This is a genomic window from Streptomyces sp. NPDC111520 (assembly GCF_055635295.1).
The window spans coordinates 14,104-32,031 of sequence record NZ_JBVKBW010000032.1 but is presented as its reverse complement, the minus strand read 5'-3'; the positions used below and the strand labels follow the sequence as shown (position 1 = coordinate 32,031).

Annotated in this window: 12 protein-coding genes and 1 pseudogene; 7 read left to right on the top strand and 6 right to left on the bottom strand. The window is 65.5% G+C overall.

All coding sequences use genetic code 11. The features are described from left to right. Positions 1-1,209, bottom strand: coding sequence for an RNA-guided endonuclease InsQ/TnpB family protein (locus ACZ7MY_RS40310; protein ID WP_499610651.1), 1,209 nt, complete (start codon positions 1,207-1,209; stop codon positions 1-3). A gap of 158 nt (positions 1,210-1,367) precedes the next feature. On the opposite strand from ACZ7MY_RS40310, the gene ACZ7MY_RS40305 reads away from it, so the two are divergent. From ACZ7MY_RS40305 to ACZ7MY_RS40290, 4 genes are all read left to right on the top strand, one after another. Beyond that, on the top strand, positions 1,368-4,160 hold the full coding sequence (locus ACZ7MY_RS40305; RefSeq protein WP_499610649.1) for a DUF5682 family protein: 2,793 nt from the start codon (positions 1,368-1,370) through the stop codon (positions 4,158-4,160). Positions 4,161-4,697: 537 nt separating this feature from the next. Further along, positions 4,698-5,195, top strand: a complete 498-nt coding sequence (locus ACZ7MY_RS40300) for a cupin domain-containing protein (RefSeq protein WP_499610647.1) — start codon at positions 4,698-4,700, stop codon at positions 5,193-5,195. A 738-nt stretch (positions 5,196-5,933) separates the two neighbouring features. Continuing rightward, positions 5,934-6,830 carry an alpha/beta fold hydrolase gene (locus ACZ7MY_RS40295; RefSeq protein WP_499610645.1) on the top strand — a complete coding sequence of 299 codons (897 nt, stop codon included), beginning with the start codon at positions 5,934-5,936 and terminating at the stop codon, positions 6,828-6,830. A gap of 499 nt (positions 6,831-7,329) precedes the next feature. Then, positions 7,330-7,833: a DUF6924 domain-containing protein gene (locus ACZ7MY_RS40290; protein ID WP_499610642.1), complete on the top strand. Its 504-nt coding sequence runs from the start codon at positions 7,330-7,332 to the stop codon at positions 7,831-7,833. A gap of 147 nt (positions 7,834-7,980) precedes the next feature. Here the strand turns inward: ACZ7MY_RS40290 and ACZ7MY_RS40285 are convergent, their stop codons facing one another. Further along, complete coding sequence (locus tag ACZ7MY_RS40285) at positions 7,981-8,688, bottom strand: helix-turn-helix domain-containing protein (RefSeq protein ID WP_499610640.1); 708 nt, start codon at positions 8,686-8,688, stop codon at positions 7,981-7,983. Positions 8,689-8,984: 296 nt separating this feature from the next. On the opposite strand from ACZ7MY_RS40285, the gene ACZ7MY_RS40280 reads away from it, so the two are divergent. From ACZ7MY_RS40280 to ACZ7MY_RS40270, 3 genes are all read left to right on the top strand, one after another. Beyond that, positions 8,985-9,338: a S8/S53 family peptidase gene (locus tag ACZ7MY_RS40280; protein WP_499610637.1), complete on the top strand. Its 354-nt coding sequence runs from the start codon at positions 8,985-8,987 to the stop codon at positions 9,336-9,338. A 649-nt stretch (positions 9,339-9,987) separates the two neighbouring features. Further along, a complete protein-coding gene (locus tag ACZ7MY_RS40275; RefSeq protein WP_499610633.1) occupies positions 9,988-10,689 on the top strand; it encodes a type 1 glutamine amidotransferase domain-containing protein in 702 nt (233 codons plus the stop codon). Between the two features lie 479 nt (positions 10,690-11,168). Further along, a complete protein-coding gene (locus tag ACZ7MY_RS40270) occupies positions 11,169-11,801 on the top strand; it encodes a hypothetical protein (RefSeq protein ID WP_499610630.1) in 633 nt (210 codons plus the stop codon). Between the two features lie 163 nt (positions 11,802-11,964). Here ACZ7MY_RS40270 and ACZ7MY_RS40265 read toward each other — a convergent pair whose 3' ends face one another. The 4 genes and pseudogenes from ACZ7MY_RS40265 to ACZ7MY_RS40250 all read right to left on the bottom strand — a co-directional run. After that, positions 11,965-12,993, bottom strand: a complete 1,029-nt coding sequence (locus tag ACZ7MY_RS40265; protein WP_499610628.1) for an AraC family transcriptional regulator — start codon at positions 12,991-12,993, stop codon at positions 11,965-11,967. A 675-nt stretch (positions 12,994-13,668) separates the two neighbouring features. After that, positions 13,669-14,520 carry a GNAT family N-acetyltransferase gene (locus ACZ7MY_RS40260; RefSeq protein ID WP_499610626.1) on the bottom strand — a complete coding sequence of 284 codons (852 nt, stop codon included), beginning with the start codon at positions 14,518-14,520 and terminating at the stop codon, positions 13,669-13,671. A 1,576-nt stretch (positions 14,521-16,096) separates the two neighbouring features. Continuing rightward, complete coding sequence (locus ACZ7MY_RS40255; RefSeq protein ID WP_499610623.1) at positions 16,097-16,915, bottom strand: alpha/beta fold hydrolase; 819 nt, start codon at positions 16,913-16,915, stop codon at positions 16,097-16,099. Positions 16,916-17,590: 675 nt separating this feature from the next. Beyond that, positions 17,591-17,858, bottom strand: a pseudogene (locus ACZ7MY_RS40250) (transposase); the annotation flags it as partial. Positions 17,859-17,928 lie beyond the last annotated feature (70 nt).

Below are 17,928 nucleotides of genomic sequence, written 5' to 3'. Positions count from 1 at the left end.
CTAACGGAGGGGGACTCCAGCGGTCGCCCGCTGGGTTTCCTGCTTCACCGACGACCGCCCCGTCCGGGAGGACTCCCGTTGAGGTCTTACACCGCCGCCACAGGCAGACACCGCCAGCCCGGCGGCCAAGATGTTGCGCGCCGCATTCACGTCGCGGTCGTGCACGGTGCCGCAGTCGCACGTCCACTCGCGGACGTTCAGCGGCAGCTTCTCGCGGACCGTGCCGCAGTTCCCGCACAGCTTGCTGGACGGGAACCAGCGGTCAACCACGACGAGTTCACGCCCGTACCAGGCGCACTTGTACTCCAGCATCGTGCGGAGGTTCGTCCAGGCCACATCGGAGATGGCACGCGCGAGCTTGCCGTTCTTCAGCAGGTTACGGACGGTGAGGTCCTCGATCACGACCGTTTGGTTCTCACGGACGAGACGAGTCGAGAGCTTGTGGAGGAAGTCCCGGCGGCGGTCGGCGATGCGGGCGTGCACCCTGGCGACCTTACGGCGGGCCTTCTCCCGGTTCGAGCTGCCCTTGGCCTTGCGGGACAGCTCCCGCTGCGCGTGAGCAAGCCGGGCACGGTCGCGTCGCTCGTGCCGGGGGTTGGCGATCTTCTCGCCGGTGGACAAGGTCACCAGGGACGTGATTCCGGCGTCCAAGCCGACCACCGCGTTCGTGGCGGGGGCCGGGACGATGGTTTCCTCGACGAGGATCGAAATGAACCAGCGGCCCGCGCTGTCACGGGACACGGTCACCGTCGTGGGCTCCGCACCCGTCGGAAGGGGCCGCGACCAGCGGATGTCCAAAGGCTGGGCCATCTTGGCCAGTGTCAGCTTCCCGCCACGCCACTTGAATGCGCTGCGGGTGTATTCGGCCGACGAACGGGACCTTTTCCGGCTCTTGAAGCGCGGGTACCTGGCCTGCTTGGCGAAGAAGTTCCCGAACGCCGTCTGAAGGTGGCGCAGCGCCTGCTGCAAAGGAACGGAGGACACCTCCGCCAGGAAGGCCAGGTCCTCGGACTTCTTCCACTCGGTCAGTGCGGCGGACGACTGTACGTAGGAGATGCGGCGCTGCTCGCCGCACCAGGCGCGGGTTCGCTCCTCGAGCGCCTTGTTGTACACGAGGCGGACGCAGCCGAACGTACGGGACAGCTCGGCTGCCTGCTCGCCCGTCGGGTAGAAGCGGTACTTGAAAGCCCGCTTGACCTGCTGCGTCATGCCTCACATTCTAGCAACTTCCGTGTAAGGCGCGGAAATTGTCTGGCAGTTGGCAGGTGTCAAGTCGTCCTGACGGCGATTCGACCATCCCCTCCCTGCCTCGCAGCAGTCCATTTCCTCCCCGGCCCGGAGGCCGGGGCATCCACGAAGGAAGGCCGATGAGCGGTACCCAAAAGGAGACCTTCGAGGCGCTGCGCATGCAGCTGCGGGAGGCTGCCACGACGTTCGCCGACGGCCCCGACTCCCTGGAGGGCATCCTCCTCGGCATGGTCGACGACGTCGACCGCGCGGTGCGCGAGCCGCTGGAGGTCTTCCCGGTCTGCCACCACTCGCCGGCCTCGGCGGTCGCCATGGCGCGCCGTCTGCGCGAGAAGCAGCCGAAGGTCGTGTACCTGGAGCTGTGCGAGGACATGACGCCGCTGCTCACCGAGCTGCGCAACTGCCGGCTGCCGGTCGCGGTCCAGGCGTACGCGAGCGAGGTCGACGGCTTCCCCGCCGACTGGGCCCCGCTGTCGGTGGTCGCGCCGATCACCGAGGCCTCGGCGGAGTACCAGGCGATCGCCTACGCGCTGGACACCCCGGGCGTGGAACTCGTCCTGGTCGACCGCTCCTCCGACCACGTCTTCCAGTGGGACGCCCGCGCCGAGCGGCCCGACACGACGGAGGACCCGGAGGCGCCGCCCGCCGAGGAGGAGGCCGCGCTGCACGGCGACGCGGTCGGAGTGGAGATCGGCGACCTGCGGCCGCGCTTCGCCGAACTGGAGGAGCACCTGCTGCGCCACGGCCGGGTGCGGCACTGGTCGGAGTGGTGGCACCAGTACGTCGAGCTGCCGCTCGGCGACGCCGACCACGACACCTACCGCCAGGTCATGTTCCTCATCGGCAGCCTCTTCCGGCGCCTCGCCCCGGGCGACCCGCACCGGGTGCGCGTGGACGAGGACCGCGAGCGCCACATGTGGACCCGGATGCGCGAGCACCTGGCGGCCACCGGCACCGACCCGGCGGACTGCGTCTACGTCTGCGGCGCCTTCCACGCCGCCAGCCGGGTCGCGGAGTTCGGCGTGGACGGCACCGACACCTTCGAGATCAGCCCGCGCAGCGGCACCAAGTGGCTGCACGGCCTCATCCCGTCCAGCCACGCGGCGATCGAGGCGCAGTTCGGGCTGGCGGCAGGCTCGGTGTCGATCGCGGCGACGCAGTGGACGAAGAACCTCAAGCGCACACGCGTCAAGCCGTACCGCCTGACGGGACAGGCGGGCGTGAAGAAGACGACGCCCGCCAAGACCGTGCCACCCGCCCCTCAGGCTGCGGCGGCCGACCAGCTGACCGGCTTCCTGCAGCGCCCACCCGTACTGGACCAGTTGGACGAGGCCGAACTGCTCGGCTGGTCGGTGGACATCGTGCGCGCCGCCCGGCGCAACGGCTACCTCGCCTCGACGGCCGACGCGATCGCCGTGTTCGAGACGTCGATCCTGCTGGCGGGGATGCGGGACCGGGCCAGGCCCACGCCGTACGACTTCCAGGACGCGGCCGTCACGTGCATCGAGAAGGACGCGGTGCCCGGCCGGCGCGACGTGCGCCGACTCGTCGAGATCATGATGGGCGGCGACCGGATCGGCCAGGTCGGCTACGACGCCCTGCCGCCCCTGGCCCGCGACGTGCACGACCGGCTCGCCCCCCTGAACCTCAAGCTCCAGCAGCGCGGGGTGCAGCGCGCCCTGCTCGACATCGCCGCCCGCCCGGAACTCGGCCCGTGCTCCGACGTCCTGTGGATGCTGCGCCGGCTGATGCCGGACGGCACCGCCAGGCCCATCATGGGCGAGCGGAAGCTCGGCGAGCGCCCGATCCAGGAGTCCTGGGACCTGGCCATCGGCACGCACCAGCGCGCGCTGATCGAGCTCGGCTACGAGGGCGTCAGCATCGAGCAGGTCCTCGAACAGCGCCTGCGCCGCCGCGCGTACGACCCGAAGGCCACCGCGGCGACCGTCCTGGAAGCCGTCGAGGACGCGACGCTGTACCTGAACAGCCGCCGCCTCGCCGACGAACTCGGCACGCGCGCCCTGGAGGTGCTGTCGGCCGAACGCACGGTGGACGGCGCCCCGGAGGTGCTGCGCCGGGTACGCCGGCTCCTCGCCTACTACCGCACGAGCGAGCCGACGCTGCCCTCGTGGATCGAGTCCTTCACCAAGACCGGCTACGCGCACTACTGCACCCTGCTGCCGACGGCGTTCACCGACGAGGACGCCACCGTGCGGCAGGTGGCGGCGATGCTGGGCTTCCTGTTCAGCATGGAGACCCTGGCGCTGTCGCTGGGCTGCGACCGTACGCAGCTGGAACTGGCGGTGGCGCAGTCCCACCCGCAGGACCCGTCGAAGACAGCACTGCTGTGGGCGGCCCAGGTCCACCTGGGCACCCAGACCCGCACGGAGCTGCGGGCCAAGTGCGACGAGTTGCTGGCCAACCCGCTGGTGGTCCCCGCGTATCCGCGCTACCTCAGCGGCCTCCTCCACGCCCTGGAACCGGTCCCGGGCCTGGCGGACATCGTGGTCGAAGCCGTCTCGAAGGCCTTCGGCCGCCTGCCGGACCAGGTCCTCCTCCCCTGGCTCCCGACCCTGATCACGACCCTCCGCGCGAGCGGCACGGAACTGGCCCCCCTCCTGATCCGCGAGGCGGGCCGCATGTTCCCCGGTCGGTTGGCGGCGTTGGACGAGTGGGTCCCGCCGTGGAAGGCCTCGCCACAGCCAGCTCTTTCGATCGCGGCTCGGCGCAGGGAACCCGCTGGCGGCGCCACGCTCCTCGCCGCCCACCGGGCGACAACCGACGCGCTGGCCGGCCTCCTGGGCTGCGATGGCACGTGGCCGATGGCAGACCCCGCCCCGGCGGGCGCGACGCTACTCGACCGACACCCCGAGACGGCGATAGCGGTGGAGACGCTGTTGGCCAAGGCGTGACCGCGGTGTGGTGTGGGCCGGCGAGCTGGAGCAACTCCCGCGACCAGCCGGCCTCACCCTTCACCATCTTCCTCGACACCCTCCAGGACGTCCTGCGGTGCTGGACCGGCATCTTGCCGATGGACGGGGCTCGATCGGCGGCCCTGCGATCGCCGCCCCGATAGCCGGCACTGGTTCATGCAGCGCTGACATCGTGGTCTCTGCGGGATGTTCCATTCGTATCGTCTGCTCAGCTAAGGCACTAAAGCGACGTCTCACGCCTGCCACGAAAATCTGCAGTACGTGCCCGTGAGTCTGTGACGGGGCATCCTGTTGGAGGCGCTTTGGAAGGCGAGCAGGCACACGCCGCTTCGCCCGCGTCGTCATGCAGCGCGTTGCCGGACTTTCCCAGAAACCGCAACGCGGCTTGGCAGCATCTTCGAGGTTCGTGCACGCTGCCTGCGGATGCCCGGCGCATATCGCGTGTGCCAGTGGATCGTGAAGTCGTATTTGGCTGCTTCGGGATCATCCGGAGCGGTAGGGCAGAAGGAGGAGTCAGTGGGTGTCTGGGGAGAAGATGGCTGGAGCGTCGGGCCGGGGGAGGGCACACGCGTTGAGACTGGTGGGAAGCACTGGCTGGAGGTGCTGGTTCGCGGCAAGGATGTCGAAGATGCTCTGGGGGTGTTCGTCTTCACCCACGATGTGATCACCGAGAATCCTCCGCACGCCCACCACGATTTCATGAAGATGATCTACGTGCTGGAGGGTCAGTACGATTTCCGCGTGGGTGAAGCGACATTCTCTGGTGGGCCAGGGACCGTGATCGTTGTTCCGAAGGGGAGCCAGCACACGTTCACCACTGCCACGGGCGGGCGGGCCTTGTTCGTATCGTCACCTGCGGGGAACGAGGAAATGTTCGTCGAGATGGGTAAGCTGGGAAGCCGGCCCACTCCGGAACAGCTGGATGAACTACACGCCCGCTTCAGCACAACCGGCCTGGAAGGTGAGACGGCCTCCTGGAAGCCGATGTACAGCGAGAACCACTCAACCGAATAGGCATCTGTGCGTTCTGCGGCGGGCGTGACCGACCCCCGTCGATGAATTCCCTCTCCTTGGGCATCTGCCCACCTCTGCCGAGCCCTCGCTCGGATGCAACCATCAGGCCGAGTTCATGCCACGGGCGATGTGAATGCCGTACCAGGGCATGCGGGACATGGCCGCCCGCTGGTCTCACCCTGGCAGGGAGGATGGCGTCCCTTCTCGTGGTGTAGCCGATCAAGCTGGCGGAATCCCGAGGTCGCCGCCCGAATGTCCCTCGCCCGAGGCCCCGTTGGGGCTCTCCGAGCCGGGACCAGCCCTGATCGCCGGGCGGCCCGCAGCAGCACGCACCGAACGGCTCCGAAGCGGAGGCGCCAGAGCGTGATCGGCTACACCACGGCGGGGGACACGACCGCAGGGAGCCCTTCGCGGTTTTCGAGGACGGCGCCATCGGCGCCGACGTCCCCATGCGGGCGGAAGGCGAAGTCGCGGGCCTGTTCGCAGGTTGCGTCCTTCCCGAAGTCCGTGGACGTGGGGCCCAGTCCGCACTGATCACCGCCCGCATCCCGCGCCGCAGGATGCGGGCGGCTCGTCGTCGAGGCTCTGGACGAGCGGGACTTGCGGCGCTTCACAACGACGTGAGAGCTGACCGACTGGGGTCACTTCGATCAGGCAGCGTCGGCGCTGCTGTTCATATCCGGATATCGCAGTCGCTCAACCCTTATAGAGCTTCACATCAGCAACAAGGAACGGAACATGAGCCCACTGTCCCCAGGTCACCACGTCATTGACGTCGACGGCATACCTCAGGAGTACGAGGTGCGCGGTGTGGGCGGCTCTGTGTGCTTGGCGCTGACCGGCGGGCCGGGCATCGACGGCGGCTATTTTCGGCTTCCTTCCCTGGAGGAACGGATGACGATGGTGTACCCGACGCAGGTGGGGACCACCAGTCACAGCAGGTTGCCCAGTCACCCGGACGGCTACACCATGCAGGTTTACGTCCGCTTCGTGCACGCGGTCGTGGAGCACCTGGGCGTCCCCCAGGTCTACGTGCTCGGTCACTCCGCGGGTGGCTTCTTCGCGCAGGGGTATGCGCTGACGCATCGTGACCGGCTGGCCGGAGTCATCCTTCACAGTTCCATGGCACACAACACCACGGAACTGCGAGAGGAGGCGACCGCCAGGCTCGAAGACCTGTCTGTCCGCTTCCCGGGTCACCCCGGCCCTGCGATGGTGCGTGCGGTCTGGGACGAGCCATTGCCCGAAAATCCTACAGACGAGCTGCGGACCGCACGGTTTCGTAAGCTGTTGCCCGCGTATTTCAAGGACTACTGGGGTCGCGAAGAGGAGTTCGCGGCGATGACCGAGACCGTGTTGGTTCACAACGTAAGTGGCTTGTCGTTCGATCACCGGGGCCGACTGGGCGAAATGCGTACCCCGACCTTGGTGATCGTTGGTACGCATGACTTCATCTGCTCGCCGCGCTGGGCCGAGGAGATGATCGCCGAACTCCCTGATGCCACCCTGGTCGAGCTGCTGGACAGCGGTCACTACGGACATCTTGAGCAACCTTCCGAGTTCACAGCCGCGGTGGCTGAATTCGTTACCCTGACGGAAAAGTACCGGGCGGAGAGCACGACCGAGACATGCTGACACCTAACCTGCACGGCCGTGCGTCGCTGCCTGCACAACAGGAACGGCACGTCGACCCCAGAATTTTGACATGAAGTCATACGACGTGGGCGTGTCAAGGGGGAAGCGTCTGCCCACGAATCTGCGGTCGTGGGCAGACGTTCCGTCAGGCCGGCATGGCTACGTCTTGATGGCGTAGTTCACTGTTCCGTCGCGTCAAACGTACGACCGGTCGCCGAATGGGAATCGACAACGGAGCCGACAACACCCCGGATCAAGCCCGCCCGCATCACGCGATAAAACAACGGGAGGAAACGCATCGCTCCCGGCTTGCCTCTGCAGGGGGCTACTATGACGTACATGTCCCGTGCGTAAAATGCCGTCGAAGATCCCTTTCTTGGCGGTAGTCAGAACCTGTGGCCCAGCAACGGGAGAGGAGCGGGCATCACGGTGAGGACGCGTTCACCGCAGTCGGCAGCAGATATTAAGAAAGCTTTTGGTCGATCGGAAGCGAAGGCGGATGGCGCAAAAAGTGAGAGTCTTTTCGAATAGTGCCGGTCGCGACGAGTTCGATCCTGTTGTCATCAGGAGTGATTATGGCGACGAACAAGCATGGCAGCTCGTCAAGGCGACTCTGGCCGAACATTCCGAGGAGGGATCGACTACTTGGATAGTGGACGATCCCGCTTGGCGGGGTGCGGGCGTAGATGAGGTACTGGCCGCAGTTTCGGCAGATGAATCACTTAAAGGATGCTTGTCGGTATTCTTTTTGGCCGACTCCCTGACGATGCAAGCCAGTCACCACGCATTGCTGGCGGTAAGTACGGTCACTCGAGAAGATTTTGCCGACGATAAAGAATATGCGGAAGCGATGGCGTTCGGTCGGGAGTGCAGGGTCGTCCCGCATATAGTCCATTCCGTCCATGGAAATCTGCACATCGCAAGTATGGATTTCGAGGAATTTGCTTCAGTGGCCCGTCGTGATCATGAAGGTATCTACCGTTGCTGCTGTCGGTCATTTTGACCCGACTGCGGGCCTCGCTCGCCGCCCGATAGAGTGCGACGAAGCTGCGGCGGTGGAAAGTCCCGGGCCTCCACCACGGGTCGCGCGTGGGTCCATCCTGCTTCTGCCCCGCGGCGGTATCACCCTCGAGCAGCGCCGTTGAGACGTTCAGGAACCGACTCGTGTGCTCGACTCGTCTAAGCCGTCCGTGGCACGAGGCATCTCCGGGGTGGCATCGCCGGCCGGCTCGGTTGAGATCGCTGCGGCCACGGCAACCGCTGGGTGACGTCCGGAGCCGGCGGCGGGTATCACACGGGGCCGTACCTGCTCGCCCTGGCGCCCGAACATGCAGATGACTTCGGCCGGTTCCTGCTCACTGTTGCCGAACCAGTGCGGCAGCCGTGTGCAGAACTCGGCTGACTCACCGACTCTGATCTGCAGATCCTTGTCTCCGAGGACGAGACGCATGCGGCCGGACAGCACGTACATCCACATGTGCCCCTCGTGACTCTGCGGATCTGGCTCGGTCCGACCTGCCGGTATCACGAGCTTCCACGCCTGGATCGGGCCGATCTCCCGGGTGAGCGGCATACGGACCATTCCGTTCCAGGAGTGCGGCTTCAAGCGGTTGAACGCTCCCTCGGGAGGGACCACTTGGACCACGTCGTCCATGCTGATGCGGAGTGCATGGATGATGGGTAGCAACAGTTCCAGACCGGGGCGCCGCTGGCCCGACTCCAGGCGGGAGAGGGTGCTCTTGGAGATGCCGGTTGCCTCGGCGAGCGCCGTGAGAGTCACGCCGCAGCGGACGCGGTGCCGCCGCAACTGAGGGCCCACTTCTGCCAGCGCCTGGCCCATTGCGTCTGAATTCTCCATGACATCAAAACGTACTCGCCGACTGGCCTATTCCCGGAAACGGTAACGAGGCTGGGGATCCCGGGGACTCCCGCAAGACGTTTCGCACCTCGAACGCGGGCCGTGCGGGCCCGGGCAGGCCAAAACGTTCGCCTTTCTTGCAGTGGTGGCTTCGTATCCAACAACCCCGGGAGGAGAAGACGTAGAATTTCCGTGCCCCGATCTCCCGAATCCATTGGCGCGCACATTCCATGCTCCGCGTGGAGTCCTCCTGTACTAATTTCTTGCGAGACGTAATCATGTGAGGAGCCCGAGAAGTGGTCAAGGCCAGCCAGCGCGTCGCTCCCAGAGGGCGGATCTACTCGCTGGCCGTTACCGACGACAAGGGGGCCGCGACGGCGTATCGCATCGCCCGGGGCATCGATTCGGCCGTCAGGGCCCACGCCCAGACCATCGTCGTGCCCGTGACCACTTCGACGCCCAGTAAGGGCTTGACGAAAGCCTTCCACAAGGCCACGGGGGTGCCGTTGATCGTGGCGCGACCTGCCGCCGATGGGCAAGCACAGGCTGCCGATGGCTACCGGGCGGCGTCTTCGGGTGTCCTGTCCGTTGCCGCCGACTGGCCGGACGAGGTCCATCCCGACTCCGAGGCGATCGACGCTCTGACCTGACCGCCCTGGGGAAGTCGGTGCCAGGCATCGGACCGGGTGGCGGCGTCTGCACGGGATCCGGTCCTACTTCGCGGCTGGGCCGGCTGCACTCGTCGCGTGATACCAGGGGCCCCTGGTATCTGCCGAACACCTCCAGCGTCCTGGAAGCCACCGCGGTGCACCCCGGTATCGCATTGCCCACCACCGGCGCCTCGCCCCACTGGTACCGGATGAGTTCGGGACCGCGACTGCCACTGCGCCGGCGACGCCGGGCCGGATCGCCGTCTGCCGGCCGCTTGCGTCTGCGAACGGGAACGCGGCCCCCGATGCGACCGCACGCGGCTTCGGTCTCGTTGCCGTCGTTACGCGCGGCCGCCAGCGGCCGCCGGTGGTCGTGGCGCCCCGGACATTCCTTGCCGGTCACAAGACCGGGCGTGACGCCCGCGTCGGCAGATCGCCCACAGGGGACGATCGGCAGGGTCTACGGAGGGCCAACGGCTCGGCGGATGCGCCTCGGTCGGGGCTGATCGGCACACGACGGCTACCGCCTGCCCCAACAGGCAGTCGGCGAGTCTGTGCCCTCGGCAGAGAGACCTCCTGCGGGTAGGAGGTCGCGTTGACCACCATCTGATAGCGGAGTGCCGGCCCCTAGCGCGGAGATTTTGCGGCCATGCGTCATGTTTTGTTAGCCCTGACGAGTCACACCGAACTGGGAGGGACCGGACGGTTGACTGGTTTCCATGTCGCCGATGCGGCTCATCCGTGGAGAATCTTCACCGCTGCTGGATGCGAGGTGAACCTCGTATCACCGCAAGGGGGGCGCCCTCATCCGGACTGCACTGACGTCACCGATCCCGTCCAAATGAAATTCTTGAATGACGCGGCAATCACCCGGAAGTTGGCGAACACGATGACTCCGGATGACGTGATTCCTGGCGAGTACGACGTGATTCTCTATACGGGTGGCTACGGTGGCATGTGGGACTTCCCCCAGAACCCGGTTCTGATGGATGTGGCTCGGAGCATTTACGAGGCAGGTGGGGTTGTGGGAGCAGTGGGTCACGGTGTGGCAGGGCTGGTGAACACCGTTCTGTCCGACGGGTCGTACCTGGTCGCCGGCAGGCAGGTGGCTGCCTTCAGCAACGATGAGGAACGCTCCATCGGCCTGGGGAACGCGATCCCCTTCCTGCTGCAGAGCCGCCTGGAAGAGCGAGGCGCGAGGTACAGCGCAGCACCTGAATTCCGCCCCCACGTAGTGGTGGACGGGCGTCTTGTCACGGGGCAGAATCCGGCGTCGGCCGCTGGTGTCGGCCAGGCCATCGTCTCCATTCTCTGTGGACTGACGCAGTCGGCCGACAACGACTGGTGGTAGAGGGTGAAGTCCGAACTCGCCGATCATCGCGAGCTGTCAGGCCTGGTCATGCCGTCGGATGCAGCTTCGGAACCGCAGGCGGGCAACCGTTCCTTACGTCTTCAGATCTTGGGTCCGTTGCGACTGTGGCGAGGGGAAGTCGAGCTGGATCCGGGTCCCAGACAGAAGGCGTTCTCCTGGCAGCGCTCCTGGCCACCGTCTTCTGGAGGCAATCGGGGTTCAGCGGGTCCTACGCGGATCTCCTGACGCGCGCCGTGCACTTGGCGCGCACTCTTGGGCGGGAGGGCGAAGCCGCTGACTTCATGTTCATGCGGGTGGTCGCCGCGTTCAGCCACCATCAGCCCGAGACGAACGCCCTCGCGCGACGAAGGGTCGAGGAGGGTGAGGCATTCGCCGATCGAGCGGCGCGTGCATACGCCCGGCAACTCAACGGCCTGTATGCGTTCGAGCAGGGTGACACCGGCGCGGGACCGCGGTAGATGAACGATGACGACTGGGACCGCACCCGAAGACGCTCAATGGCGACAGGAAAAGCCATTGCGGCGCGATCTACGGATGTTCGCCCCGATGTTCCGGCGCTGATGATCACGGTGCACGGCGATGTCGATGCCGCGAGAGGCCTGCTGAGCGCAGTGGAGGACGCTGCCGGCGACGACCCGTACGCGATTGCGATCTGGGCCCAGTGGGCTGCCGATGCCGCTCAGTGTGCCGGCGATGCGGCTTGGGGGATGCGTATCACGGAGCGATGGCGAAGGGCGGATCCCGACCACTTCTTCGTCAACGTCGACTCCTATCTGCGGGTGAGCCGATGCTGGGCGCGCGCAATGACCGGTGACGGTCCGGCCGGCGCCGCAGCCGGGGCCGACCATGTCATCGTTGCGACGATGCTTGATCCACCGCTGTACGGCCTCACCCAGTACCTCGCCCTACTCGCCGAGATGTTCCTGGCAGCCGACCTGCCGGACGAGGCCGACGCCGCCCTCGACCGTTCCGAATGTCTGTCCGATGTCCATGATGTGCGGTTCACCGAAGGCTTGCGTCTCCTGCTCCGGACGAGGGTGGTGCACGCGCGGGGCGCGCCTTCGGACGTCGTCAGGGCCGCGGGTGCATAGGCTGAGGCCGTTTCGCATGAACGCGGGGCACACATCATCGCCCGTCGTGCCGCGGAGTTGATGGCGCCCTTGGAGTGACGCGCCCGGGTGTCATCGGGTGCCGTCAAGCAGCACAAGGCGAGCACGTGCATTCCGCGTCGCCCGATGGAATCCATCGGAATGTTCAAAGATTTCTCATATAGGCCGCCGGGGTGGTTCCGTACAGGTCCTTGAACTGGCGAATGAAGTGACTTGAGTCCGAGAAATTCCATTTCGCGGCAAGGTCTGCGACCGTCACTGCTCCGCGAGTTCTGAGCAGCTCGGCATGAGCCTCGTGCATTCTACGTCGCCGAAGATATCCCATGACAGTATCGTCGGCGGCGGCGAAGGAGCGGTGCAGGGTCCTCACTGAGACGCCGATGCCATGCGCGACAGAGGCGGGGGTAAGATCATGATCCGTCACATTCAGGTCGATGAACCTTCGAGCCGCTCCCAGGGTTGCACTTCGAAATTGCTGCGATTCATGCGGCGAAATCCCCGCGACGATTCCTGACAGCAGCGTTGCGGCAGCCTGTTCGATCGCGCGCGTGCCGGCGGGTGACAGGAGTTTGTGATCCTGTGCCTTGACTGCCTCCAAATACGAGATCAGAAATTTCGCCTCGGGGGACGAGTTGCAGACCACCGTGGGATTCGGCATTTTGTCATCGCGCAGATGATTGACGACCATGGGCCGTGGCACCGTCATCCATCGCGTCACCGTTCCCGGCTCCACCCAAAAGCGCTGTTGCCTGATGTCCCGTACGCACATCTGCCCAGGTCGGACGCTGATCGCCTGGCCGCCACTCTCGAATCCGATCGAGCCGGAAAGCACGAAGTGAGCGATCACGGCATCCGGTTGGCACTCTTTGTCCGTGAGGCCGGTTACCGCATCACAGTACTGATTCACATAGAGCATGTCACCCAGTTTGTATCCGTACGCGTCGAAGCGGAAACTGCGCTCTCCGCCGTACGGGGACAGATTGAGATTCGTTACGTACGGGAACAGGTTTGCGCGGCTCCATCGGTGAAGAATCTGCTGGGCCTGAGGCATGGGCCGAGGTGGGATGCGCAGGGACATGAGCATCTTTGCATAGTCAGTGACGTTTTGGGTGATCTGAGATGCGCTCCGGTCGCAGATGTCGCGACTGGCTGTCGCGAGAAAAAGATCGGACATGTGGCTTGCATCCTTCTATTCGGTGGCCAAAGATTTCGAAAACTCTTGGTGTGCGGGCATTCGACGACAAGGCACACGATTATTGTGAATCGCCGGCTCAGGCGATTGTGGGTAAGTGGCCAACTGTCAAGTCAGAATCAACTGGTGGACACCTGGGAAGGCCCGACCCGACGACGGGGCCAGACCCCCGACCGCGCATGCGAAATCTGTACCGTCACCGTTCTTCGGGGCCCCGGTCCGGCGCGCCAGGAATCCACACCGTTCGTGGTGGCGCTCCGTGCTTGACCCGCGACACCGTGCTCGGTACCCCGGCAGCCCATTCTGTGGTTGCTGCTTCTCATGCCCCCACGATGTTGCGAGGACCCGAAAAGTTTCCGTCCGCGACAGAAGATTTTGGGGCGGCGGACAGGTCGTCCAACGGTCTCGCGCTGTCGAGCGACTTCTCGCGACGTCCGCGACCATCCGTCACGCGCAGGCCTGCTGGCCCGGCATGGGGATGGAGCGTTCCGTGCTCACCCGCATCGCCGAGGTGCGGTCCCCTCTCGCAGAGCGCGGGGACCGCACCACCGGTCGGAAGAACTGGTGAGTGCCGGCGTGCGGCCTGTACGGGCCATGGCGGAGGTGCGGGCAGTGAGCGCAGCCGGTCCCCTTCTGCCGATCACCAGTTCCTCAGCCTCACCGGGAGGTTGCTCCCGGGTTGCGCCAGATCCAGTTCAGGCGCGGATAGCGCAGGGTGAATCCGGCACGGATCAGGTTGTGGTACGAGGAGTTGTGCGTGCCCGGCGGCTCATCGAAGGTCTCCACGACAAGCAGTCGGCATCCCGCCTCACGGGCGGCATCGACCCGTGCCGCGATCAGTGCTGACTGAGCGCCGCGCTTGCGCGCCTCGGGCAGAGTGCATCCAGCGAAGAGGCTGCCCACTTCACCCTGTACGCGCAGGGTCGCGGTGGCAACGATGGAACCTGCTTCTCGAACAGCGAAGGGGTGCCAACCGGGGCGGCCAACAGAGGCGGCCGCCATCTGCTGCATACCCTGCGCCGGCATACCCATCGCTCGGGGCATGACCTCGGCCCACTCCGCGGCATCGTCGAGGGTCACCGGACCAACGGACAGACCCTCGCCGATCCTGGCGTGTGAACTGGCGGTCACAGCCGCGTCGATATCGGCACCGAGCTTGCGGATCACCGGCCCGCGCTCGATGCCGAGTTTCTCGCATATGTCCGCCCAGTCTTCAGGGATGACCGACGGCGCGATTTGTATCGTGGCTTCACGGATGCCCCGCTCCTGGTAGAAGTCGATGACTTCCTCCATCAGTGAAAGCGTGACGGGCTCGTCGAAGCCAAATCCCAGCGCCTTGCTCCAGTAGTCACTTATGTCGTCCCGCATCGCCAGGACGACTCCACCGCCCAGTCGCATGGAGTCCATCCCCCAACGCGACCGATCAGGCTCGGGGACACCCTCTTCGAACTCATACATCTCCTCCGCCTCGGCCTTTTCGAGGATCGTTGCCGGGATGGTAGATGTCATGGAAATTCCTCTCTTGATCTGTCTGACGCGCGACCTGCGCCGGCCCGCGCAGTGGCAGGGCCGACATCAGGTTTGAAGGATCCTGGGTGGACTCACCAACGACGGAGGAGGTGAGGTCAGGGGATCGAGGAGCCTCGAGGAGCCTCGACGGCTTGAGAGCCGCAGGGCTTTGCTCCGGTCTCGGCGGCGCGGCGGCGCGATCCTGCCGCCTTGCCGCCTCAGCCCAGCAGTACTTCAGGTCCGGGATCGCCCCCCAGTCCCTACTCGCGGGGCCTGCCCAGGGGCCACTGCCAACCGTCATCTCGCCAGCTGCTCATTCGGGTCTCCCTCGACTGCCCAGTGATGGATACGGCAACGGCCCCTGTGCTTCGACGGCGAGCGAGTCGCACCGCATGCGCAACGCTTCCGCTAAGAGCGCGGGGTGCCACTCTCGGAGGGCATCCATGCACCGGACAACCGATGTTGCCGTTTCTGGGAATGAAAGTTCCGAAGCGATCACTCGGGCTCTGTCTGAAGCGGGCGTTCAGCTACGACGGCATGGGTTGCGCGGTGGTCTGACGGGCTTCCAGCACTTGCCGGGGCAACCGAGCATCTCCGTGAGCACGCAGCCGCAGCCGCGGCCGGAGTCCGGTAGCTCGAGCCGATCCAGATATGGAAGCTCGTCATCCCTGGCGGCCGAATCCACCCGGACCCGCAGGCGCATGAAGGACATATGTGGGAATTACTGGTCAAGCTCGGAGAGGCAGTGGGATTCAGCAGGCGTGACCACACTGGTCCGGCAACACCGAGCGGGAACAGGCTGAGGTCCTTAGTCTGCGACGGTTTCGACCGTGCGGGCGGGCAGCAGATCGATCGCGCGGCGGGTCTCGATGGGAACCAGGATCGTCGCTCGGACGTGGCCCTGGTGCAGGGCGAACTCGCCGATGCCCAGGACGCGCGGCACCGGGGGCGCCGGATGCGGCAGGGGACCGTATCAACCGCAGAAGCGAGGAATGCTTCACAGGGCCCCGGCCCTCACCGGCTGACGGCCGGGCCGAACGTGGATCGGAGGGGGCCGGGTGCCTGGACGACGCACCCGGCCCCCTCCGGGCCTGTGGGACGGACGCGGGTCAGCCGCGCAGGGCCTGGACGGCGCCCTCCAGCGCTATGTACTACGGTCGGCACTCTGGCTGACGAGATGCCTGCACAGTCGTTGAACGCGACCTGCGACGGCAGACGCTCCAGTGCCGACCTTTTGGAGACGAGTTCCACACTCGCCCCCGATCTGTTCCGCTGGTTCGACCACCACAGATCCGTCCGTCGCCACTCGGCCCCGGTCCGTGCACCCCCGACTGCCTGCGAGGTCGCGACTCGGCGTAGCAGCATCTGCGTTGTTTTCGACGGCACAACCTGTTTTCGGGTTTCAAGATCAAGGAGCCGTGCAGCCCGACAGGGACGGTCCGTGGAGGACGTGGTTTTCGGCCGGTTGGCCCTGTTGACGTCAGGGCCAACCGGCGTCACGGGCGTTCGCGCTGTTTTCGTGTGGCGAGGCGCCCGTGTGGGGTGTTTTTGCTGTTGAGCGGTGGTGTGGGTGGTGTCAGGACTGGATGAAGGCGAGCAGGTCGGCGTTGAGGACGTCCGCGTGGGTGGTGAGCATTCCGTGGGGGTAGCCCGGGTAGGTTTTCTGCGTGCCGTTCTTGAGGAGTTCGACCGCTCGCGGGACGGAGCTGGCGAAGGGAACGACCTGGTCGGCCTCGCCGTGCATGACCAGGACGGGGACGGTGATCTTCTGGAGGTCTTCGGTGTAGTCCTCCAGCCAGGTGTTGGGGGTCTCGTAGTGGGCCTGGATGCTGCCGGCCATGGCCTGCCGCCACCAGTTCGCGATGATCCCCTCGGACCGCTCGGCTCCGGGGAGGTTGAACCCGTAGAACGGGCCTTCCGGTACCTCGCGGAAGAAGTCCGCGCGCCTGTTGAGGGTTCCGTCCTTGATCGCCTCGAACCACTCCGGAGGCTGGCCCGCGGGGTTGTCGTCGGACTGGTACATGTTCGGGGTCAGGGAGGCGACGAGCACTGCCTTGGCGACTCGGTCCTGGTAGCGGGCGACGTAGCGGGTGACCTCGCCGCCACCGGTGGAGTGCCCGACGTGGATGGCGTCCTTCAAGCCCAGGTGCGCGGTCAGCGCGGCAAGGTCCTCGACCCAGTGCTCCATGTCGTTGCCCGTGCTGACCTGCTCCGACCGGCCGTGACCGCGCCGGTCGTGGGCGATCACGCGGTAGCCGTGCTGCAGAAAGAACATCATCTGCGCGTCCCAGTCGTCGGCCGACAGGGGCCAACCGTGACTGAAGACGATCGGCTGACCAGTACCCCAGTCCTTGTAGAAGATCTCAACGCCGTCCGAGGTGACGATGGTAGGCATCGACTTGTTCCTCTCTCTTGGTTGAACTTATGCCGGCGAAAACTCCGACGCAGTAAAGCTAGTTTGATACGTGATCAAGAGAACAGAAGGAGCGCGCCACCTCCTTGGCGGCCATTTTCTAGTCATGACGGCCAACTTCCGCCGGCTACGGACATGACGCGACGTTCGTCGTAGCTCGAAGCCCCGTTGCGTGAGGGTGCCGGATCGCCAACGCAGGGAAGCGCGATCAAGGTGAGCAGCATCGAATGATCGCCCCACCGGGAGGTGGGAGCTCAGCAGGGTTTCGTGGTTCCACGACTATCGAGGCGTCTGGAAACGCTTTTGCTGGTGTTCACCGTTGACCGCCATCGAGCCCCGGACGTAGACGGTAGACACAACCTCTCCTGTGGCGGCTGCTCACGTGGCGACGAAGCCGCGAAAGCCCCTAACACGCACCCGGCATTCCAAGCTACGGCAAGTTGTCGAGTCGGCCGGCGCGGATCTGCCGGCCCGCGAGAATGTTCACCTCGATGGAGCAAAGCTCCGTAGTGCAACCGGCGTGTCGATCCGCAGAAATAGGCGCCTGGATTTGATTCGCTTTTTTCGGGCATTGTCGGCGCGTCACTGGCGTTGATCGATCAGATCTGAGTTGTGGCATTCTGCCCGAGGCGTAGCAGTCCTCCGCGTCGTTGCGGTGGGAGCGCTCGACCTTGCGGCCACTTGCTCGTCCAGATGCCGCGACACAGCACTGACCTGAGAGCTGTTCAGCGGTGTCACGCCGAGGGGCTCGGCGAGCCGGCCGACGCGGGAGTGGACACGCCCAGCGGGTAGGCAGTGGCCACCACCGAGATCAGAGCTGTTCGGCCCGACGGTGGCGTTCCAATAGCCCGTTCGGCAGGTAACTACCCCGCCGTAGCTCGGGGATGGCCAGTTCGACAGTGCCGGCCCTGGTGTCCCACACACGAAGGCGCAGGCGTCCTCGTTCGGTAACAGATGAGTCCGCGGCAGGTCACTATGACCATCAGTCCGTCGGC

Coding starts and splice junctions, on each gene's coding strand:
- ACZ7MY_RS40310 (WP_499610651.1), bottom strand. CDS start 1,209: ATGACGCAGCAGGTCAAGCGGGCTTTCAAGTACCGCTTCTACCCGACG.
- ACZ7MY_RS40305 (WP_499610649.1), top strand. CDS start 1,368: ATGAGCGGTACCCAAAAGGAGACCTTCGAGGCGCTGCGCATGCAGCTG.
- ACZ7MY_RS40295 (WP_499610645.1), top strand. CDS start 5,934: ATGAGCCCACTGTCCCCAGGTCACCACGTCATTGACGTCGACGGCATA.
- ACZ7MY_RS40290 (WP_499610642.1), top strand. CDS start 7,330: ATGGCGCAAAAAGTGAGAGTCTTTTCGAATAGTGCCGGTCGCGACGAG.
- ACZ7MY_RS40285 (WP_499610640.1), bottom strand. CDS start 8,688: ATGGAGAATTCAGACGCAATGGGCCAGGCGCTGGCAGAAGTGGGCCCT.
- ACZ7MY_RS40275 (WP_499610633.1), top strand. CDS start 9,988: ATGCGTCATGTTTTGTTAGCCCTGACGAGTCACACCGAACTGGGAGGG.
- ACZ7MY_RS40270 (WP_499610630.1), top strand. CDS start 11,169: ATGAACGATGACGACTGGGACCGCACCCGAAGACGCTCAATGGCGACA.
- ACZ7MY_RS40265 (WP_499610628.1), bottom strand. CDS start 12,993: ATGTCCGATCTTTTTCTCGCGACAGCCAGTCGCGACATCTGCGACCGG.
- ACZ7MY_RS40260 (WP_499610626.1), bottom strand. CDS start 14,520: ATGACATCTACCATCCCGGCAACGATCCTCGAAAAGGCCGAGGCGGAG.
- ACZ7MY_RS40255 (WP_499610623.1), bottom strand. CDS start 16,915: ATGCCTACCATCGTCACCTCGGACGGCGTTGAGATCTTCTACAAGGAC.